Source organism: Deinococcus aquaticus (assembly GCF_028622095.1).
GTDB lineage: Bacteria > Deinococcota > Deinococci > Deinococcales > Deinococcaceae > Deinococcus > Deinococcus aquaticus.
In genome coordinates this window covers 2,660,696-2,680,038 of record NZ_CP115165.1, presented here as the reverse complement: position 1 = coordinate 2,680,038, position 19,343 = coordinate 2,660,696, and the positions used below count along the sequence as shown (strand labels likewise).

Genomic DNA, 19,343 nt, shown 5'->3' with positions numbered 1-19,343 from the left:
CTCACGCCTCCGCCGCGCGGCACGGCAAAAATCACCAGTCAGCACGGCCCGGCACCCCGCCCCGCTGGCAGAGCAACAGGGGAGAGGGCGGCCCGCCGAAACGGACCGCCCCCACCTTGCCTTCACGCCCCGGCCAGCGCCGGACACGGGTTATACGAACTCCCGGAGTCCGTATTACTGCTGAACGCTGTACGGCAGCCCGGTCGACTGCTTCCCGGCCACCTCCACGAACAGCCAGCTGCCGCCGACCGGCGCGTCGGCCGGGATGGTCAGCACGATCTCGCTGTCCGTCCAGGACCGCACGGCCGACGCGGGGAACACGTAGCCGCCCTTGCCGTCCTCATCGGCCCCCAGGCGCACCTGACCGGTCGTCGGACCACCCAGGTAGCGCCCCTGAACGGTGACGGTCGCGCCGCGCGCGGCGGCGCCCGACACCTTGATCAACATGGGAGTGACCGTCACCATGCGCGAGCCCTGCTGGGCTGGAGCGCATGAAGCCAGAACACCCGTTAACAGTAAAGAAGTCACCAAGAAACGCAGCATAGCCAAAGCCTCCGTACCGGCAGTCTAATGCATTTGATGACTGCCACCCCACCCACCCCCAGCGGAGACCCCAGCGCCCCCACCCTCACCGGGAAACGCGTGCTCGTGGTATTCAATCCCAAAAGCGGCAGCGGAGACAGCGAACTGCCTGAATTCATTCAGCTGCTCCGTGGGGCCGGCGCCGAGGTGACGGAACGCGAACTTCAGAAAGACACCCCCATGGCCGACTACGTTCAGGACATCGAGACCTTCACGTACCTCGTCGGCGCCGGTGGGGACGGCACCGTCAGCAGCCTCGCGTACGCCGCGCGCTACAAGAACGTCCCCATGCTGGCCTTCCCCGCCGGGACCGCCAACCTGATCGCGCAGAACCTCGACCTGCCCACCGACGCCGCCGCCCTCGCAGACGTCGTGCGTGAGGGTCACAGCCTGCGCCTCGACATGGGCGAGATCGAAGTGAAAGGCGAAATGACCGGCTTCTGCATGCTGGCTGGCGCCGGCGCCGACGCCACCATGATCAAGGACAGCGAGGAACTCAAGGGGCGCTTCGGGGCCATGGCGTACGTCATGAGCGCCATGAAACAGCTCAACCCCAAGAAGACCACCTTCCACCTGACCATCGACGGCGAGAAACGCGAATTCGAGGGAATCGGCGTCATGATCGCCAACTTCGGCATGGCCAACTACCGCCTGCCGATCACCAGCGACATCAGCCCCAGCGACGGCCGTTTCACGGTCATCCTGATGAAAGCCGGGAATCTCGTGCGCCTGCTGCCCAACCTGATCGACTCGGTGCGCGCCAAACTGAACCTCGGCGACCCCATGTTCAGCGGGAACCTCGAAACCATCGAGGCACGTAGCGTGACCGTGGACGCGGCCGAGCCGTTCCCGCTTCAGTACGACGGGGAACTGCACGTCGAGACGACCCCGTTCAATGCCCGCATCCTGCCCGGCGCCATCCGGTTCCTGACGCAGGCCAAACGCGACGACCTGGAAACCTGAGCCCTCGTTCCGGAGTATCTATGACCGCCCAGGCTGATGTCCGGGCGGTCATTTACTGTGAGTAGAAAAACGGCGTCCAGCATGCACAAAAACACGCGGGCGCACAGGAAGGCCAGGAAGGGGCCAGCGCGCCACGCTGAGGGGTAACACCCCAGCCGGAAATTTCCTAACGGAACCCCTCGACCACATCATCCAGATCATCCTCCGGCAACTCCACGTACCGCCGCGTCGTGTCCACCTGCTCATGCCCCAGGAACCCCGCCACCCGCGTGAAATCCTTGACGGCCGCGTACAACTGCGTGCCCGCATACTTCCGGCCCGCATGGAACCCCCGGAACTCCTGCGCCATGCCGCAGCGCAGCGCCAGCCGCTGCAACCGCTCGTACGCCGTCGAGTACGCCCGGAACGACAGCAACCGCCCACCCGACCCCGGCGCGGCCACCCGCCCGTCCTGCAACGCCGAGAGCGCCTCCCGCAGTCGCGCACTCAGCGGCACGATCCTCGCCTTGTCACCCTTGCCGTGCGCGACCAGTAGCCGACGCCGCCCCAGATCCACGTGCTCCCACTCGACCGCCAGCGCCTCCGCGATCCGCAGGCCCGCATGCGTCAACAGCAGCAGCAGCACCTGCTCCTGCACGTCCGCCTCCGCCAGCATCGCCTGCACGAAATCCGCCCGGTACGGCGGGTTCTTCACCACACCCTTCGTCCGGTCCTTCGGGCGCTTCACGTCCGCAAACGGATCGGCGTCCGTCGCGCCCGCCCAGCGCAGCGCCCGGTACAGCGCGCCCGCCGCTGCCACCCGCGCCTGCACCGTCGCCGGCTTCAGACCCGACGCGGTCAGAGAGGCCACGAACAGCGACGGCTCCCGCCGCCCCGGGTGCAACAGATTCCAGGCGTTCGCGCCTGCGTGCTCGACCAGCACCTCCACGCCCTTACGGTAGGCGCGCAGGGTGTGCACGCTGAGTTTCACACCCGCGCTGGTATCGCTGCTGAGGTAAGCCAGCGTGAGCGCCCACAGGTCACCGGCAGACTTGTCGCGCGCGGCGGTGATCGCCCGGACGCGCAGGGCCTCATCGGTCAGCCCGGCAAGAGCGCGGGCCTGGGCGAGGCGGTCACTGGTGAAAGCCTGGATGCTCTGGGTCATGGTGAGCCGATGATAACATGCATTATCAACGGACGCCGATTTGAGGGCCGAAGCCCTGGCCTTCACCCGCCCGTACGCTCGGTGACGCCTGCCACTCTGGTAGCCTGCCGACGGTCCTGCCTGACTCCGTACGCGACCATCAGCAGCGCCAGGATCAGCGCGGGCCAGTCTCCCAGGCGCATGTAGACGGTGGTGCCGTTCAGGAGTTTCGGGCGGACGTCCAGTACCTGAAGCTCCTGACCGCTGTCCACGGTCTGCACGGGTTGCCCGAGGTCGTTCACGGTTCCGGCAACTCCGTTGTTGACGCTGCGGACGACCCAGCGGCGCGTTTCGATGGCGCGGACGCGGCCCATGTTGAAGTGCTGCTGCACGCCCCAGCCCTGGTACCAGCCGTCGTTGCTGGGGTTCACGAGCACCTGCGCACCCTGGTTGGCAAGCGCCCGGGCAACCCACGGGAACACGCTGTCGTAGCAGATGTACGCGCCGTACAGCACGCCGTTCAGCGTGATGGGCGTGGGGTTGGGGTTGGGTGTCATGCTGGGCAGCGTGAATCCCAGTGAGGTTTCGATGACGCGGTAGACGGGTCCGAGGATGGGCCGGAACGGGAATTCCTCACCGAACGGGACGAGGCGGGCCTTGGCGCTCATGCTCTGGATGGTGCCGCCTGCGTCGAGGCTGGCGACCGTATTGAACTGCCGGTACGTGGCGGGTTGCCGGATGGGGTCCGGGCCGGGCGGGGTGAGTTGCTCGTATCCGCCGATGCCGCTGATACCGGGGCCGGGGAACGCGGGGATGGTTTGACCGGTTGCCGGGCGGGTGCCGGGTGAACTGATGGCACCCTCGCTCCAGACGATGACGCTGCCGGGTGGGCGGTTCAGGCTGGCGGCTGTCTGCGCGGAGAACTGCTCTTCGGAAGTCAGTTCTCCGCTGGCCCGGCCGAACGCGTCGAAGGTGACGCGCAGAACCCGCATGGGTTGCTCCGGGCCGTCGCTGGGCGTGCGGGTGACGCCGTACCCGAGCGCGGCGGCCCAGGCGACGGCGGCCAGGACGGCCGGGGCGAGGGGGCGTCTCCCCTGCTGCTGGCGTCCGGTCCAGGCGTGGGCGAGGCTGGCAGCGGTGAACGCGACCAGCACGCTGCCGAGCAGCACGCCGCCCAGGTCGGCGATCTGAATGGCGGACGTGGTTAGCAGCGTGTACCCCAGGGTGGGCCACGGGAACGCGAGCGGTCCCAGGAAACGCAGCCATTCCAGGATCACCCACCCGCCCGCGAGTGCCCAGATGCGGCCGGTGGGCGTGCGGGCGACGTTCACGGCGACGGCGGCCATGACGGCCAGGAACGCGGCTTCCAGCACGAACAGCACGATCACCAGCGGCGCGGCCCCGAGGAGTTGTTGCAGGAACGCGCCGAGCCACCACAGGTGCAGCGCGAAGTACCCGAATCCGGCCCAGAACACGCGGGCCGTGACGCTTCGGCGGGTGGGTGCGGCGGCGGCGTACCCGAGCAGGGCGGCCAGGGGCAGGGCGGTCAGGAAACTCCACGGGAGCGGCAGGCCGCACGCGGCGAGGGTCAGTCCGAGCAGGGCGGCTATGGCGGGGGCGGGCATCCGGCCCATGATAGGGGGGTTGGGGGCAAGGATGTCGGGCAGGGCGCGACGTTTTGCTCTAGGATGGAAGGACCTTGCGACTGGCCTTCATCAGCGATCTTCATGGGAACATTCACGCCTTGACTGCGGTCAAGCGTTTTCTGTCGGAACATATCGTCAATCAGGTGATTGTGGTGGGCGACCTTGTCGGGTACGGCGCGAGCCCGGGTCCGGTCATCGATTTCGTGAAACGTGAGGGGTGGGTGACGGGCCTGGGGTCCAGTGACATGCGCGTGGCGATGGAACTCGGGGACCGCGCGGACCGCAAGGGCGTGGCGGATCAGGTGCTGGGCTGGACGAAGAAGATGCTGACGCCCGAGCAGGTGGATTTCCTACGTCGCCTGCCGCCGGGCGGCCGGATCACCACGCCGATCGGGCGGGTCCGGTACTTTCACGGCAGTCCGCACGATCCGGAGGCGCGTCTGGACCTGATGGCGCAGGAGCGTGAGCTGGAGGCGCTGGCCGAGACGCTGGGCGCGCGGGTGGTGGTCGTGGGTGGGTCGCACGTGCCATTCGTGCGGGTGATCGGTGAGACGACGTTCGTGGATCCCGGCAGTGTGGGCCTGACCCTGAATCACGAGCCGGGCGCGGACGTGGCGATCGTGGATTGCGTGGGTCGCAAGCCGAAGGTGTCGCTGCACAAGGTCACGTACGATTTCGCGTCGAGTGCGTTTGACATCATGGCGTGGAACCTGCCGCCCGTGATCGCGGACGTGATCCGCACCGGCCGCATGGGCTGAAGCGGGAGGCAACCCACACAGAAGGCGGGGCACCCCATACAAGGTGCCCCGCCTTCCTTATGCCGTGTTCTGTGGATTCAGGCGGGAACAGGTTCCAGCGCGTCGTTGAAGCGTTCGGTGAGGCCCTGCACGCCCAGCAGGTCTTCCAGGGCGTTCATCAGCGCGCGGTACGGGGCGGGGCGGGCCGTCTCGCCCATCAGGCCCAGTCGCCAGATCAGGCCGGCGGTGGCGCCCAGGCCGCCCGTGACGCTGATCTGCCGTTCCCGCAGGGCGCGGCGGACGCCCGCGTCGTCGAAACCCTCCGGGAGGCGCAACGCGAGGACGGTGGGCAGGCGGTCTTCCGGGCGTTGCACGTAGGGCGTGAAGCCCAGCGGGGCCAGCGCCGCCTGAATGGCCTGCCCGACGTGTTGCACGCGGGCCTTGCGGTTCAGCATGCCCTCGTCCAGCGCGGCGCGCAGGGCAGCGTGCAGGGCGTAGTGCAGGTTGACGGGGACGGTGTGGTGGTAGGTGTGGCGCTCCCAGTAGTCGCGCAGGCCCTCGAAATCGCAGTACCACAGCGGGGTGGGCGTGCGGCGGGCGTGGTAGCGGGCCATGGCGCGGTCGCTGATGGCGACGGGTGCCAGGCCGGGGGGGGCGCTGAGGCACTTCTGCGCGCCGGTGTAGGCGTAGTCCACGCCCCACTCGGCCATGTGGAAGGGTTCCATCCCGGCGGTCGTGACGGCGTCCACGGTCAGGAGTGCGCCGTGCTGCCGGGCAATCTGCGCGATCTGCGGGACGGGGTTCAGGACGCCGGTGCTGGTCTCGCCGTGCACGACGGCGACCATCTGCACGCCGTTCATCTGCGCGGCCACGTCGTCGGGGTTGATGGCCTCGCCGAGCGGGGCGGTGACGAGGCGGACGTTCGCGCCGTAGCGGGCGGCCATGTCGGCCATGCGCCGCCCGAACGAACCGTTGGCGCAGACGAGGACCTCGTCGCCACTCTCGACGAGGTTGGCGAATCCGGCTTCCATGCCGAGGCTGCCGGTTCCGGCGAGCAGGGCGGTGAAGGTGGTGTCGGTCGTGCCGTACATGGCGCGCAGGTCCGCCTGGATTTCGGTGTTCAGCGCGAAGATTTCGGGGTCCATGTGGCCGAGCATGGGTCGCATGAGGGCCTGCTGGGCGCGGGGGTGGATGGGGGTGGGGCCGGGCGTCAGCAGGACGTGCTCGGTGTAGGGGTCCTCGAACATGCGGTCAGCCTAGCGTAGAAGCGTGAGTTTAGCAATCCTGTTGCGCTCATCTGCCCCTAAAAATCCTATACAGGTCAATTATTGCTAAAATCTCACTTTCAGGCACTCCGATTGCGCTAAACGCACAGAAGACCTGTTTTCCATTCAGGGTTCCGCCCAGCCCCGGCAAGCGGACGCGTTCACCGGCACATCACGTGCGCGCCTGCACCGCAGACCGTCACGTTCTGCCGCCAGCCAGCGTCTAGCATGATCGGCATGACCAGTCAGCCTCCGCTGCGCGCAGTCCTGTTCGACCGGGACGACACCATCGCCTACACCGACCCCGGCGTGTACCGCGAGGCCGCCCTGTGGGCCGCCCAGGCTTTCGGACTCGACCCGCGCGAGGTCGGAGCGGGCATGCAGGCGCAGTGGCAGGAGCGCGCGTTCACGTGGTGGCACCTGCGCACCCAGGCCGACGAGGACACCTTCTGGAACGACTACAGCGCTGAACTGGCCGCCCGGCTGGGCCTCACAGACACTCAGGCGCAGCAACTGTCGGCACGTTACCCGTACGAGGCGTTCATGAAACCCGTCCCGAACGCCCGCGAGATCCTCGGGGACCTGCGCGCCCGTGGCCTACGCCTGGGCGTGCTGAGCAACACCCTGCCCAGCATCGACCGCACCCTGGAATTCCTGGGTCTGAACGACCTGATCGACGTGGCTGTCGCCACCTGCACGGTCGGCATTCACAAACCTGAGCCCGGCGCGTACCGGCACGCCCTGAACGCCCTGGGCCTGGACGCCGCCGAGGTGCTGTTCATCGACGACAAGCAGGAGAACGTGGACGCCGCCCTCGCCCTGGGCATGCACGCCGCGCTGATCGACCTGAGCGGCGAAACCCCGGACGCCCTGCACGACCTCGGCGGGGTATCCAGACTGGTGGACCGCATCGGCGTCGCCTCCCCCACCGCCGACGCCCGATGACCGACGCGCACTTCCTGAACTCGCACTTCCTGATCGACGGTCACCTGGACCTCGCCATGAACGCCCTGGACGGCCGTGACCTGACCCTTGCGCTGGACGCCCTGCGCGCCGCTGACCCCGTGCCGGACCAGACGGCCACCGTGACGCTGCCGGAACTGAGGGCAGCGCAGGTCCGCGTGTGCTTCGGGACGCTGTTCGCCCTCCCTGCCAGCCCCGACACTCCTGGCGGGTATACCGACCACGCGGGCGCCCGCGCGCAGGCCCTGGCGCAACTGGACGAGTACCACCGCCTGCAGGACGCCGGGCACCTGACCCTGCTCACCTCGGCCGCCAGGGTCGCCGCGCACCTGAACAGGCCTCACCTGAATACGCTGGACGCGCCGCTGGGCGTGGTCCTGCTGATGGAAGGCGCGGACCCCATCCGGGACGCGGATGACCTGCCGTTCTGGGTCGAGCGTGGCGTGCGCGTCATCGGGCCCGCCTGGGGCCGCACCCGCTACGCCGGAGGCACCGACGCGCCCGGACCACTCACGCCCGCCGGAGTGGACCTCGTGACGGCCATGCGGGACCTGAACGTCACGCTGGACGCCTCGCACCTCGACGATCACGCCTTCTGGGACGCCGCGCAGATCGGGCCGCGAATGATCGCCACGCACGCCAACAGCCGCGCCCTGGTGCCCGGCAACCGCCACCTGACCGACGACATGGCCCGCGCCATCGCCAGCGCGGACGGCGTGATCGGACTGGTCCTCCTGAACCGCTTCATCCGCCCGCTCCCGGAAGGCAGCCTGGACCGCGTACCCCTGGCCGCGCTGGCCGACCACGCCCGCCACTACGCCGACCTGATCGGCTGGGACCGCGTGGCCCTCGGTACCGACCTGGACGGAGGTTTCGGGGCCGAGAAGACGCCCGCCGGTATCGACCGCTACGGTCACGTGCCCCGCCTGCTGGATGAACTGCCCGCCGGGGTCCGTCAGAGCGTGGCGTGGGGGAACTGGGCACGCTGGCTCACCACGCACCTGTAAGAATCAGTCCTTCTTCCACCACTGGCCTGCACCACCTGCGCCCCGTTGCGCCTGTTGGGGCCGTAGGCTGTGGGGCGTGAGTCCCATTGATGTCGTTCTGGATGCGCGTGTGCACGCGTTCGATCCGGCCATGCGCATGGCCGAGGAGGCCCTGCGGGGCCAGCTGGAGGGGGCCGGGTGGCGGTTCGTGCAGCCGCAGCGGGCCGTGACGGGCCGCTCGCGCCTGAGCCTGCGTGCGACCCCGGACGCCGATTCGGCGCAGGTGAGCGAGGCCCTGCCGGGCGAGCCGCTGGACCTGCTGTGGGAGGACGGGACCGGCTGGGCGCGCGTGCGGACCGTGCAGGATGGGTACCTGGGCTGGGCGCGGGCGGACGGGCTGCTGCCGCGCGGGCCGGCCGGGAATGGCGAGCTGACGGTCACGGCGCTGCGGGCACATGCCTTCGCGGGGCCGCGCATCAGCCGGCCGGTCCTGACGGAACTGGCGCTGGGGGCGCGTCTTACACGGGCGTTCGGGGAGGTCGTCGAGGAGGAGCACCGCCGCTGGGTGCCGGTGCTGCTGCCGGACGGCGCGGACGCCTGGGTGCAGGAGGCGGCCCTGACGGCCCGGCCGGACGTGGACGTGGCCGAACTGGCGCTGCGGTTCCTGGAAACGCCGTACCTGTGGGGCGGGCGTAGCGCGTGGGGGCTGGACTGCTCGGGCCTGACGCAGGTGGTGTACGGCGCGTTCGGGCGGGTCCTGCCGCGTGACGCGGACCAGCAGCAGGCAGCCCTGACGCCCGTGCAGGACGCGCAACGTGGCGATCTGGTGTTCTTCCCCGGTCACGTGGGCCTGATGCTGGACGACCGGCGACTGGTGCACGCGAACGCCACGCACATGCGCGTGACCGTCGAGACGCTGGGCGAGGGCGAGTACGGCGGGCGTCTTGCGGTGTCTGTCAGCGGGTTCGGGCGGTGGGCGCCGTGACCGCCGCCGCGCCGCACCTGAGCTGGGAGACATTGGACCTGCACACCCGGCAGCCGTTCGGGATTGCCCGCTGGACGCACAGCACGTACCCGCGCACCATCGTCACGCTGACGCACGCGGGCCTGACCGGTCAGGGCGAGGCCGCCCCGAACGCCTTCTACGGCGAGACGCGCGGCACCGTCGAGGCCGTCCTGCCGCTGCTCGCGGACGCCCTGAGCGACCCGTGGGACTGGGACGGCCTGCACGCCCGACTGTCCGCGCGGATGCCGCACGACCACCCCAGCGTGAAGTGCTCGCTGGAAATGGCGGCCGTGGAATGGTGCGCGCAGGCAGCGGGCGTCCCCGTCTGGAGGCTGCTGGGCCTGAGCCCCGCGCCGCTGCCGGAAAGTAGTTACACCGTCAGCATCGCCGCGCTGGATGACATGCGCGCCCAGGCGCGTGACGCCGCCGCCCGCGGGCACGGCGTCCTGAAGGTCAAACTTGGCACTGATCGGGACGAGGCGATCCTGGAAGCCCTGCGCGAGGAAGCCCCGCACGTCGCGCTGCGCGTGGACGCGAACGCCGCCTGGACGCGCACGCAGGCCCGCCGGATGCTGGGCGTGCTGGACGCCGCCCGCGTGGAATTCGTGGAGCAACCCCTGGCCGCCGGGGACCTCGACGGGCACGCGGCGCTGCGGGCTGTCTCGACCGTGCCCATCGTGGCTGACGAGAGCCTGCACCACGTGTCCGACGTGACGGCCCTGGCCCGCGCGTTCGACGGCGTGAACCTGAAACTCGCCAAGCTGGGCGGCCCCCTCCAGGCGCTCGCGGCGCTCCGGCTGGCCCGCGCGCACGGCCTTCAGGTCATGATGGGCTGCATGATCGAGAGTAGCCTCGGCATCGCCGCCGCCGCGCACCTCGCCGGAGCGTGCGACTGGGCCGACCTGGACGGCGCGCTCCTGCTGGCTGACGACCCGTTCACCGGACTGGAGTGGCAGGCCGGGCACCTGACCCGCCCGCAGGGCACCGGCTGGGGCGTGCGCCGCGCGTGAACCCCGTGCGCGTGGCGATCATCGGCTGCGGGAACCGGGGCGCGGACGTGTACGCCCGGCATCTGGCCGCGCAGGGGGCGGTGATCACGCACGTCGTCGAACCGCGCCCCGCCCGCCTCGCGGAAGTCGCCGCGCGCCATGGCCTGCCACCCGAAGCGCAGTTCACGCACTGGGACGCCTTCCTCGCGCAGGGCCGCGTGGCCGACGCCGTCGTGATCGCCACGCCCGACAACGATCACGTGCAACCCTGCCTGCGTGCCCTGCAAATCGGGTACGACGTCCTGCTGGAAAAACCCGTCTGCCTGCACCCGCACGAACTCGACCTGCTCCTGACCGCCGAGGCCGCCTCGACCGGTACTGTCACCGTCTGCCACGTTCTGCGCACCACCGCGTTCTTCACGGCCGTCCAGCAGGTCGCCGCGTCCGGCCACCTCGGGCAACTGGTCGGCATTCAGCACGCCGAGAACGTCGCCTACTGGCATTACGCGCACTCGTACGTGCGCGGCAACTGGCGCGCCAGTCCACCCGCCGCGCCGTTCCTGCTCGCCAAGGCCTGCCACGACCTCGACCTGCTCCGCGCGCTGGCCGGCAGCGCCCCGCAGCGCGTGAGCAGCGAGGGCGGCCTGCATCACTTCCGGCCCGAACACGCCCCGCCCGGCGCGACCGACCGCTGCGTCACCTGCCCCATCACCGACTGCCCGTTCGACGCGCGGCGCATCTACCGCGCCCGCGACCCGCACGCGTGGCCCGTTACCGTCCTCACCGCTGGCGGCGACACCCTGGAAGAAGCCCTGCAAGGCGGCCCGTACGGCGAGTGCGTGTACCTGGGCCGCAACAACGTCGCCGACCACCAGGCCGTCACCGTCACCTTCCGCAGCGGCCTCACCGCGCAACTCACGGTCAGCGCCTTCACGCACAACAACACCCGCACCCTCAAACTCCTCGGCACGCACGGCGAACTCCGCGCGCGCATGGAACGCGGCGAACTGGAACTCCACAACTTCCGCACCGGCCACAGCGAACGCTGGACGGTCGACACCACCGGCAACCACGGCGGCGGCGACCAGGGGCTCGTGCAGGGCTGGCTGGCCTTCCTGCGCGGACAATCTCCCCCACCCACCCCGCTGGCCGAATCGCTCGACTCGCACCGCATGGCGTTCGCTGCCGAAGAATCCCGACGGACAGGGCAGACGGCGACTGTGTAGGGGGTCTATGATTGATCTAGTAAGTGAATTGTTTCACGATTTCGATGGATCGTGAAAACGATGTTTGATTTTCCTTTTGCACTGAGATTGCAATTCATCCTCTGACGGATACTCCCAACTGCTCAGCCTGCCAGCCATCCTTCGCCCGCCTCAACACCGTGTAGTCGGTGTTCCCGTGCACCAGTTGCCCGCCCGACCAGACGTCCTCGATGTTCAGGCCCAGCAGCGCGGCCAGCCCGATGCGGATGATCCCACCATGCGACACGAGTGCGGCGTCCGTGCCGTCCGGCAGGGCGTTCACGTCGGCCATGAAGCGGGCGGCAATCTCGTCGAAGGTCTCCCCTCCGGCAAAGCCCAGGCGGCCGCCTGGCAGGCGCAGCTTCTCCGGGTGGGCATTCAGGGCCGAGTAAGGCTGCCCGGCCCAGTCACCGCAGTCCACCTCGTGCACGCCGTTCAGGACCTGCACCGGCACGCCCAGTGCTTCCGCGAGGGGCGCGGCTGTCTGCTGAGCGCGCCGGTAGCGGCTGGCGTACACCGTCTGTGGACGCGCTGGCTGGCGCAGTAGATGGGCGGCCAGCGCGCGGGCCTGGGCGTGCCCGGTGTCGTTCAGTTCGTCGTTCACGCTGACCGGGCCGCGCAGGATGCCCGCCTCGTTCCCGCTGGTTTCACCGTGCCGGATGATCCACACCCGCGTACCTGCCGCCGTACCTGTCATGCCCGGCAGTGTACCGGGCACAGAACAGGCCCGCCGCGAGATCTGCCGTGGGCCTGCTCTGGGTACCGTTCGGCTTGCGCCGCGCCGGGTTCAGGCGCTCAGGGCCTCGGCGACCGAGGTGCTGACCGGCGTGGTGGCGCGGCCAATCAGGGTGGTCAGGTCGCGGCTGGCGCTGAACAGTTCGCCCCGGGCGATCCCCGCGTCCACGTCGGCCAGGGTGTGTGCGAAGCCTTCCGGAACGCCGAAGCTCTGGAGGGTCGCGGCGTACTCGGCCTGCGGCAGGTCGCGGTACTCGACGGGTTGGCCGCTCTGGCGGGCGTACTCAGCCGCCAGGTCGCTCATGGTCACGCTCTCATCCCCGGCGAGTTCGTAGGCGCGGCCGGTCTGCCCCTGCGGGATGTGCCCGTCGGTGGCGAGGACGGCGGCGGCCGCCTCGGCGTAGTCGCGGCGCGTGGCGAGGTTCAGTTTCCCGGTTCCGGCCGCCCCGAGGAGCGCGCCATTCTGCACGGCCTGCGCGGCGCTGCCGGTGTAGTTCTCGGTGTACCAGCCGTTGCGCAGGAAGATGAACGGCAGGCCGGATTCACGCAGGATCTGTTCGGTGGCCTGATGGTCGGCGGCCAGTCCGAAGGTGGCAGTGTCAGCGTTCAGGATGCTGGTGTACGCGACCTGTTTCACGCCTGCCTCGCGGGCGGCGTTGATGACGTTGCGGTGCTGGCCGACCCGGTCGTTGAAGTCGTTGCTGGAGATCAGCAGGAGCTTCTCGACGCCCTGCAGGGCGGTGCCCAGGGTGTCGGGCTGGTGGTAGTCGGCGTGGCGGACCTGCACGCCCTGCGCGGCGAGTGCGGCGGCCTTCTCGGGGCTGCGGACGAGCGCGACGACCTGCGTGGCGGGCACGCCCCGGTCGAGAAGGGCCTGGATGACGAGCTGGCCGAGCTGGCCGGTGGCGGCAGTGATTCCGATCATGGTGGGTCTCCTGTGGGGAACAGCGGGGGGAGTGGGGGCGGGCAACCTGTAGGCGTTTTGGTGACATGTCGGAGAAAAAAAATCAGTCGGTCCCTACCCGGCGCGCGAGACGAGGTCCGACATCACGTCGGCCAGGGTCGTGCGGGCCAGTTCGGCTTCCATGGCAGCCTGGGCACGGCCGAAGCGGGTCTCCAGGGTCGCCTGGATATTCGCGCCGACCGGACAGTTCGGGTGCGGACGCTCATGCAGGCGGAACACGCTGTCCTCACCGTTCACGGCGCGGTACACGTCCAGCAGGGTGATCTGAGCGGCGGGGCGGGTCAGGCTCGCGCCCGCCACGCCCTGCCGCGTGCAGATCAGCCCGGCGCGGCGCAACTGCCCCGCCACGGTGCGGATCACGACCGGGTTCGTTCCGACGCTCAGGGCCATGTCGGCCGAACTGCTGTGCTCCGGAAACTGACTGATCAGGGACAGCACATGCACAGCCACGGCGTACTGGCTGTTCACGCGACCCACCCTTCTCTCGACATGTAAGTATTCTAGTGACAGGCCGGGGCGGGTGTCAAGCGCCCGTGCGTGCCACGGCACACGGTCAGACAGCGCCTCCCGTCACGGAACACGCCGGCCCTCTCCCCTATTCTGGGCAGGTGCATCCAGACGACCTGCCCGTGCTGCCCACCACACCCGGCGTGTACATCTTCCGCAGGGGCGGCACGCCCATCTACATCGGGAAGGCCAAGAACCTGCGCAGCCGGGTCGGACAGCACTTCAAGGCTGGCGGCAAGAGCGGCAAGTTCACGGCGCTGGCCGACACGCTGGAATTCATCACGGCCCGCAACGAGGTCGAGGCCCTCGTGCTGGAAGCGAACCTGATCAAACAGCACCGCCCGCACTACAACGTCACCCTGAAAGACGACAAGCACTACCCGTTCCTGAAACTCACCAATGAGGCGTACCCGATGCTGATCGTCACGCGGCGCGTCATCAAGGACGGCGGGCGTTACTACGGCCCGTACCCGGACTCGTCAGCCGTGCGGCGCGTGAAGAACCTGATCGACACCATGTTCCCCCTGCGCAAGAACAGCGGCCTGCCCATGCAGAAGAAAGCGCGGCCCTGCCTGAACTTCCACATGGGCCGCTGCCTGGGCCCCTGCGTGGACCGCGCCGACGCCGGCGAGTACGCCCGGACCGTCGAGGACGTGACCAGTCTGCTCGAGGGCCGCGCCGCGCCCGTCATCGCACGCCTGAAGATCGACATGCAGGCCGCCGCCAGGGGGCAGGATTTCGAGCAGGCCGCCCGCGTGCGCGACCGCGTGCAGGCCGTCGAGAAACTGTTCGGCACCGAACAGCACGCCTTCGTCAGTGACGAGACCGACCTGGACTTCCTGGGCGCCGCGCAGGCCGGCGAGTACGCCATGGTGCAACTGTTCCGCATGCGCGGCGGACGCGTCGTGGGCCGCGACAAACGCTTCCTGACCGGCACCGAGGACGCCCCGCTCGGCGAGATCGTCGCCGCGTTCGTGCAGGACTACTACACGCAGGCCACGCACGTCCCCCCGCTGATCCTGCTGCCCGCCGACTTCGACGACGCGCCCATCTGGAGTGAATTCCTGTCGGAGAAAGCCGGACGCAGAACCGAGATGCGCACCCCCAAACGCGGCGACAAGGTCGACCTGATCGACATGGCACAGCGCAACGCGCAGAACGGCCTGGACTCCGAGATGGCCCTGCTGGAACGGCGCGGCGACCACCCGGGCCTGGACGCCCTGCGGGAAGTGCTGGCCCTCGGAGACCGCCCGTGGCGCATCGAGGGGTACGACAACAGCAACCTGTTCGGCACGAACATCGTGTCCGGCATGGTCGTGTTCGAGGGTGGCCGCGCCCGCCGGGGTGAGCACCGGCGTTTCAAGGTGCGCGGCCTGGATCACCCGGACGACTACACCAGCATGAAACAGACCATCGTGCGCCGCTTCACGGGCAGCCTCTCGGATAAGTTGCCGCTGCCGGACCTGCTGCTGATCGACGGGGGGCGCGGGCAGGTGAACGCCGCGCTGGACGCCCTGAAGGAAGCGAACGTGCGCGTGCCCGTCGTGGGCCTCGCCAAGCGCGAGGAACGCCTGATCCTGCCCGGCCGGTACGGCGCGCAGTGGTGGCTGGACACCGGCACGGAAGTCGGCGTGGACCGCGAACTGCTGCTGCCGCACACGCACCCGGCCCTGCGGATGCTGATCGGCGTGCGCGACGAGGTGCACAACTACGCCGTCACGTACCACCGCAAACTGCGCGGCCAGGACATGCTGCGCAGCGTGTTCGACGATCTGCCGGGCATCGGGCAGAAACGCCGGGACGCGCTGCTGGAGCACTTCACCAGCCTCGAGGACCTCGCCAGCGCACCCACCGAACAGATCGCCGCCGTGCCCGGCATGACCATTCGCGCCGCGCAGAGCGTCAAGGACTTCCTCGCGCAGCGCGAGGCGAACAGCCAGCCCATCACCGGCTGAAGCTACCCAACGCAAACGCCGCTCCCGGTTCAGGGGGCGGCGCTGTCTGCTGGGCAGGCTGATCTGTAGCGGAATCCGGATCCCGTGGTGTCGCCTGGGCTCACGCGAGGTGCAGGCGGCGGCGCAGCGCGGCCGGGAGAGCAACCAGGAAGAAGGTCAGGCGGTGGGAGCGCGTGGGCTGCCGGTCAGCCTGGGCGCGTGCGGCGGCCTGGGCGAGCCGGACCTGCCGGGCCTGCGCGGCCTCGTTCAGGAGGGCCTGGGCACGGGCCGCGCCGGGATGGGTGGGAACGTGTTGCATGAGTGTCTCCGGGCAGGTGCGCCGCCGCCCCACTGGCGGCCCGTACTGGCGCGTTCCCTGACGCCCTCATGGTGCGCCTCACACCCCCCGGGGCACATGCGGCGACTGGCGCAGCGTGGAGTGCGCCATTGCGCCTAGCCCGCACTGCGTCTGGCCAGCACGTCCCCTGATCCGGGGTACCCGAGCGTTAAGTAAGCAGCAAGCGACCCGCCTGACGCAGGAGCGGCGCGGCAGGCTGTAATGATGGGATGTTCCCTCATTCCCGGCGTGAATTCCTGCCGTTTCTGCGCAGTCACTGGCGGTCCCTGTTGCTGGTGCTGCTGGGCGTCCTGATTCCCTTCGGGCTGTTCGCGCACCTGACGCACGAGGTGTTCCGTGAAGGCGGGTTCTCGTGGGATCAGGGGGTACTCGACTGGTACGCGCAGCGGCGCACCCCTGCCCTGACCCAGGCGGCCGAGACGCTGGCCACGCTGGGCGGTGTGATGGTCCTGCCGTTCGTGACTGCCCTGCTGGCGTGGCTGCTGGCCCGCGCGGGTGGCGCCAGTGGGCGGGCGCACGGCTGGTTTCTCGTGTCCGGCGTGGCGGGCGCGACCCTGCTGAATGTCGCGGCAAAAGTAGTGTTCCAGCGCCCCCGCCCCGATGAGTTGCTGGCCGTGCTGAGCGAACCGGGGTTCAGTTTCCCCAGCGGGCACGCCATGGCGAACGCGGCGTTCGGCTTTGCCCTCACGCTGGTGTTCTGGCGCTCGCGGGCCGGGTGGCCGGTCGCAGTGTTTGGTCTACTGTGGGCGCTGGCCGTGGGAGCCAGCCGCAATTACCTCGGCGTGCACTACCCGTCGGACGTGCTGGCGGGCTTCACGGCCAGTGTCGCGTGGGTGGCGGGCCTGTACATGGTCATGGCGCGGCGCTGGCCGCAGCTGCGCGGCTCACCGGCCGGCCCACGCGACACCCGGTAAGGCGGGGTGTGGGCCTAACATGACGGCGTTGGGAAGCAGTAAGTGAAATTATTCACGATTTTGTCTGCTCGTGAATAGTTTGTTTGTTCTCCGGTCATCACTTCCTACACAGCAAGAGACCCAGAGCAGCACTCCACAGCTGCTCCAGGCCTCCCGGTGGTGCGGCTCAGGCGCTGACGGGTTTGCCCAGGTTGAAGGCCGCGTGCACGGCGCGGGTCGCCTCGTCCACATGCTCGGCTTCCACGGCCACGCTGACGTTCAGCTCGCTGCTGCCCTGCGAGATCATCAGGATGTTCACGTCCACGGCGGCCAGGGCCGTGAACAGGCGGGCCGACACGCCCTTCTGCCCTCGCATGCCGCTGCCCACGATGGCCAGCACCGCCACGTGGTCCTGCTGCTCGACCTTCAGTTCCAGGCTCACGCCGGCGCGCAGGGCGTTCAGGGTGCGCTCGGCGTCGGTGGTCTGCACGGCCAGCGACACGTTGCTCATGCTGGAACTCTGCGAGACCATCAGCAGCGTGACGTTCTCGCGGGCGATGGCATCGAATACGCTGGCGATCACTTCCGGGATGCCCAGCACGCCCGCGCCGCTCACGTTGATGATGCTGACGTTGCGGATGGCGGTCACGGCCTTGACGGGGTGCCCGGCCTCGTCGCGCGGCTGCGCCTGCACCAGCGTGCCCGCGAAGTCCGGGTCGGCGGAGTTCTTCAGGCGCAGCGGAATGCCGCTCTCCTGTAGGGGCGTGACGGCCAGGGGGTGCAGGACCTTCGCGCCGAAGTACGCGAGTTCCATGACCTCGCCGTAACTCAGGACGTCCACGTTGCGGGCGTCCGCGACGACGCGCGGGTCGGCGCTCATGACGCCGTCCACGTCCTTCCAGCCCCAGACTTCCGTGGCGCTCAGGGCCTTGCCGATGATGGTGGCGCTGAAGTCCGTGCCGCCGCGCCCGAGGGTCGTGATGGCCCCCTTCTCGGTCTCACCCATGAAACCCGCCACGACCGGCGTGACCCCGGCGCTCAGCAGGCCGCTGAGGCGGTCCTTGATGCGTTCGTACGTGCCGGGCAGCGGGCGCGCGTTCCCGAAGTGCGTATCGGTCACGATGCCCGCCTCGCCACCGGACAGGTGATGGGCGCGCAGGCCGTCCTGTTCCAGGGCGAGTTTCATCAGGGGCGCGGAGAGGCGCTCGCCGAACGCGACGATCAGGTCGCGGCTGCGGGGCGTCAGTTCGCGCAGCAGGTACACGCCGTACACGGCCTGCCGGAGTGTCTCGTGCATCTCGCGGATCTCGCGGACGGTGTCGCTGTCGGGGGCCGCGCCGAGTTCCTGCGCGGCCGTGAAGTGCCGGGTGCGCATGGCAGCGATCTCGTCGTTGGCGCTGGCGATGTCGCCGGACTGCGCGGCGTCCGCGAGTTTCAGGAGCTGGTTGGTGACGCCGGCCATGGCCGACACGACCACCACGACCTTCACGCCCTCGCGGATGCTGCGGGCCGCCAGGGACGCGCTGTGGCGGACGGCGCGGGCGTCCTGCATGTTCGTCCCGCCGTATTTCATGACCAGAAGCGACTCGTTCATGCCTGCAAGTATGCCCCGCCGCCGCGCAGGCCGCCCGCAGGCGTCTGAGCAGGGCGTGAACGTTCAGGGACGCCGGGGGTGGCGTTCACCAGTTCTTCACGGCGGTGGGACACACTACTTGTGTGAACAAATACCTGCTTCCGCTCCCAGCACTCGTGCTCGCCACCACCCTGTCCGGAGCGGCGCAGGCTGCCACGTACCGCGCAGCAGACGGCACAGCCACCTTCAACTACCGGGTCACGGTGGTGCCCGTGACCGGCACCATGACGGGCGTCACGGCGAACGTCACACTGGACCCGCAGGACCTCGCGGCCACGAAGGGCACGGTCACGGTGCCGGTCTCGACGCTGAAGACCGGAATCACGCTGCGCGACAACCACGCCAAGGGGGCCGGGGCGCTGGGCACGGCGCAGTTCCCGAACGCCACCTTCGAACTGACCTCCCTGACCGGCGGGAAACTGACCGAGGGGCAGACCGTGGCGACCACCGCCACCGGCAAACTGACCGTCAAGGGCACCACGAAGACCATCACCGCGCCCATCAAGGCGACCCTGAAGGGCGGGAAGGTGAACGTGAGCACGCAGTTCAAGTTCAATCCGTACGACTTCAACGTGCGGTACCAGGGCGGCGCAGACAGCGTCACGGTGGACGTGGCGTTCGTGCTGGGATCGAACTGATACGGACTCCGATTGAATGGTTTGCAAAAACCATTCAATCCGAGCGGAGCGAGTGGGAGCAAAACGGATTTCGGGCGTGGAGTTGGCAACCCGGTGCCCTTCCGGGTTGTTAACGAAACAGACGGAATCCGTATGACGACTGGTGGACCGAGAGGGCTTAACCGGAAGGGCAGGAAC

19 protein-coding genes are annotated in these 19,343 nt (G+C 69.0%); 10 read left to right on the top strand and 9 right to left on the bottom strand.

The features are described 5' to 3' along the window. Window positions 1-174: 174 nt before the first annotated feature. The gene (locus tag M8445_RS12995) at window positions 175-465 is read right to left on the bottom strand and encodes an IPT/TIG domain-containing protein (protein WP_337961598.1); all 291 of its coding nucleotides are present in this window, start codon (window positions 463-465) and stop codon (window positions 175-177) included. Between the two features lie 114 nt (window positions 466-579). On the opposite strand from M8445_RS12995, the gene M8445_RS12990 reads away from it, so the two are divergent. Further along, window positions 580-1,545 carry a diacylglycerol/lipid kinase family protein gene (locus tag M8445_RS12990; RefSeq protein WP_273988245.1) on the top strand — a complete coding sequence of 322 codons (966 nt, stop codon included), beginning with the start codon at window positions 580-582 and terminating at the stop codon, window positions 1,543-1,545. Window positions 1,546-1,711: 166 nt separating this feature from the next. Here M8445_RS12990 and M8445_RS12985 read toward each other — a convergent pair whose 3' ends face one another. Next, window positions 1,712-2,689 (bottom strand): tyrosine-type recombinase/integrase, encoded by a 978-nt coding sequence (locus M8445_RS12985; protein ID WP_273988243.1) that lies wholly within the window; start codon window positions 2,687-2,689, stop codon window positions 1,712-1,714. Between the two features lie 62 nt (window positions 2,690-2,751). Then, window positions 2,752-4,293: an apolipoprotein N-acyltransferase gene (lnt, locus tag M8445_RS12980; protein WP_337961597.1), complete on the bottom strand. Its 1,542-nt coding sequence runs from the start codon at window positions 4,291-4,293 to the stop codon at window positions 2,752-2,754. 74 nt (window positions 4,294-4,367) lie between these two features. Between lnt and M8445_RS12975 the strand changes: the two genes are divergently transcribed. Beyond that, window positions 4,368-5,072 carry a metallophosphoesterase family protein gene (locus tag M8445_RS12975; protein WP_273988239.1) on the top strand — a complete coding sequence of 235 codons (705 nt, stop codon included), beginning with the start codon at window positions 4,368-4,370 and terminating at the stop codon, window positions 5,070-5,072. 77 nt (window positions 5,073-5,149) lie between these two features. Here the strand turns inward: M8445_RS12975 and M8445_RS12970 are convergent, their stop codons facing one another. Next, complete coding sequence (locus M8445_RS12970) at window positions 5,150-6,298, bottom strand: alanine--glyoxylate aminotransferase family protein (RefSeq protein WP_273988237.1); 1,149 nt, start codon at window positions 6,296-6,298, stop codon at window positions 5,150-5,152. 255 nt (window positions 6,299-6,553) lie between these two features. Between M8445_RS12970 and M8445_RS12965 the strand changes: the two genes are divergently transcribed. From M8445_RS12965 to M8445_RS12945, 5 genes are all read left to right on the top strand, one after another. Next, a complete protein-coding gene (locus M8445_RS12965; protein WP_273988236.1) occupies window positions 6,554-7,261 on the top strand; it encodes an HAD family hydrolase in 708 nt (235 codons plus the stop codon). Next, complete coding sequence (locus M8445_RS12960) at window positions 7,258-8,286, top strand: dipeptidase (RefSeq protein ID WP_273988234.1); 1,029 nt, start codon at window positions 7,258-7,260, stop codon at window positions 8,284-8,286. The genes M8445_RS12965 and M8445_RS12960 overlap by 4 nt, the downstream gene beginning before the upstream one ends. A gap of 76 nt (window positions 8,287-8,362) precedes the next feature. Continuing rightward, a complete protein-coding gene (locus tag M8445_RS12955) occupies window positions 8,363-9,250 on the top strand; it encodes a C40 family peptidase (protein ID WP_337961596.1) in 888 nt (295 codons plus the stop codon). After that, window positions 9,247-10,281 carry a dipeptide epimerase gene (locus M8445_RS12950; RefSeq protein WP_273988233.1) on the top strand — a complete coding sequence of 345 codons (1,035 nt, stop codon included), beginning with the start codon at window positions 9,247-9,249 and terminating at the stop codon, window positions 10,279-10,281. Before M8445_RS12955 ends, M8445_RS12950 begins: the two co-directional genes overlap by 4 nt. Further along, complete coding sequence (locus tag M8445_RS12945; RefSeq protein ID WP_273988231.1) at window positions 10,278-11,486, top strand: Gfo/Idh/MocA family protein; 1,209 nt, start codon at window positions 10,278-10,280, stop codon at window positions 11,484-11,486. Before M8445_RS12950 ends, M8445_RS12945 begins: the two co-directional genes overlap by 4 nt. A gap of 94 nt (window positions 11,487-11,580) precedes the next feature. Here the strand turns inward: M8445_RS12945 and M8445_RS12940 are convergent, their stop codons facing one another. The 3 genes from M8445_RS12940 to M8445_RS12930 all read right to left on the bottom strand — a co-directional run bounded on the left by M8445_RS12940 (window position 11,581) and on the right by M8445_RS12930 (window position 13,671). Beyond that, window positions 11,581-12,201 carry a histidine phosphatase family protein gene (locus M8445_RS12940; protein ID WP_273988230.1) on the bottom strand — a complete coding sequence of 207 codons (621 nt, stop codon included), beginning with the start codon at window positions 12,199-12,201 and terminating at the stop codon, window positions 11,581-11,583. 90 nt (window positions 12,202-12,291) lie between these two features. Beyond that, complete coding sequence (locus tag M8445_RS12935; protein WP_273988229.1) at window positions 12,292-13,164, bottom strand: SDR family oxidoreductase; 873 nt, start codon at window positions 13,162-13,164, stop codon at window positions 12,292-12,294. Window positions 13,165-13,257: 93 nt separating this feature from the next. Continuing rightward, window positions 13,258-13,671, bottom strand: a complete 414-nt coding sequence (locus M8445_RS12930) for an Rrf2 family transcriptional regulator (RefSeq protein WP_273988228.1) — start codon at window positions 13,669-13,671, stop codon at window positions 13,258-13,260. 140 nt (window positions 13,672-13,811) lie between these two features. Here M8445_RS12930 and uvrC point away from each other — a divergent pair, with 140 nt between their 5' ends. Next, window positions 13,812-15,665, top strand: coding sequence for an excinuclease ABC subunit UvrC (gene uvrC / locus M8445_RS12925; RefSeq protein ID WP_273988226.1), 1,854 nt, complete (start codon window positions 13,812-13,814; stop codon window positions 15,663-15,665). Between the two features lie 100 nt (window positions 15,666-15,765). Here uvrC and M8445_RS12920 read toward each other — a convergent pair whose 3' ends face one another. Beyond that, the gene (locus tag M8445_RS12920; protein ID WP_273988224.1) at window positions 15,766-15,963 is read right to left on the bottom strand and encodes a hypothetical protein; all 198 of its coding nucleotides are present in this window, start codon (window positions 15,961-15,963) and stop codon (window positions 15,766-15,768) included. A gap of 248 nt (window positions 15,964-16,211) precedes the next feature. Between M8445_RS12920 and M8445_RS12915 the strand changes: the two genes are divergently transcribed. Then, window positions 16,212-16,916, top strand: coding sequence for a phosphatase PAP2 family protein (locus M8445_RS12915; protein WP_273988223.1), 705 nt, complete (start codon window positions 16,212-16,214; stop codon window positions 16,914-16,916). A gap of 166 nt (window positions 16,917-17,082) precedes the next feature. On the opposite strand, the gene M8445_RS12910 is transcribed toward M8445_RS12915, so the two are convergent. Further along, entirely contained in the window at window positions 17,083-18,489 is a 1,407-nt protein-coding gene (locus tag M8445_RS12910; protein ID WP_273988222.1) for an aspartate kinase, read from the bottom strand. 122 nt (window positions 18,490-18,611) lie between these two features. On the opposite strand from M8445_RS12910, the gene M8445_RS12905 reads away from it, so the two are divergent. Next, the gene (locus tag M8445_RS12905) at window positions 18,612-19,166 is read left to right on the top strand and encodes a YceI family protein (protein WP_273988220.1); all 555 of its coding nucleotides are present in this window, start codon (window positions 18,612-18,614) and stop codon (window positions 19,164-19,166) included. Window positions 19,167-19,343: the final 177 nt, after the last annotated feature.

Bases quoted from the DNA above. Each gene is read 5' to 3' on its own strand.
- M8445_RS12995 (WP_337961598.1), bottom strand. From the start codon at position 465: ATGGTGACGGTCACTCCCATGTTGATCAAGGTGTCGGGCGCCGCCGCG.
- M8445_RS12990 (WP_273988245.1), top strand. From the start codon at position 580: ATGACTGCCACCCCACCCACCCCCAGCGGAGACCCCAGCGCCCCCACC.
- M8445_RS12985 (WP_273988243.1), bottom strand. From the start codon at position 2,689: ATGACCCAGAGCATCCAGGCTTTCACCAGTGACCGCCTCGCCCAGGCC.
- lnt (WP_337961597.1), bottom strand. From the start codon at position 4,293: ATGCCCGCCCCCGCCATAGCCGCCCTGCTCGGACTGACCCTCGCCGCG.
- M8445_RS12970 (WP_273988237.1), bottom strand. From the start codon at position 6,298: ATGTTCGAGGACCCCTACACCGAGCACGTCCTGCTGACGCCCGGCCCC.
- M8445_RS12965 (WP_273988236.1), top strand. From the start codon at position 6,554: ATGACCAGTCAGCCTCCGCTGCGCGCAGTCCTGTTCGACCGGGACGAC.
- M8445_RS12960 (WP_273988234.1), top strand. From the start codon at position 7,258: ATGACCGACGCGCACTTCCTGAACTCGCACTTCCTGATCGACGGTCAC.
- M8445_RS12940 (WP_273988230.1), bottom strand. From the start codon at position 12,201: ATGACAGGTACGGCGGCAGGTACGCGGGTGTGGATCATCCGGCACGGT.
- M8445_RS12935 (WP_273988229.1), bottom strand. From the start codon at position 13,164: ATGATCGGAATCACTGCCGCCACCGGCCAGCTCGGCCAGCTCGTCATC.
- M8445_RS12920 (WP_273988224.1), bottom strand. From the start codon at position 15,963: ATGCAACACGTTCCCACCCATCCCGGCGCGGCCCGTGCCCAGGCCCTC.
- M8445_RS12915 (WP_273988223.1), top strand. From the start codon at position 16,212: ATGTTCCCTCATTCCCGGCGTGAATTCCTGCCGTTTCTGCGCAGTCAC.
- M8445_RS12910 (WP_273988222.1), bottom strand. From the start codon at position 18,489: ATGAACGAGTCGCTTCTGGTCATGAAATACGGCGGGACGAACATGCAG.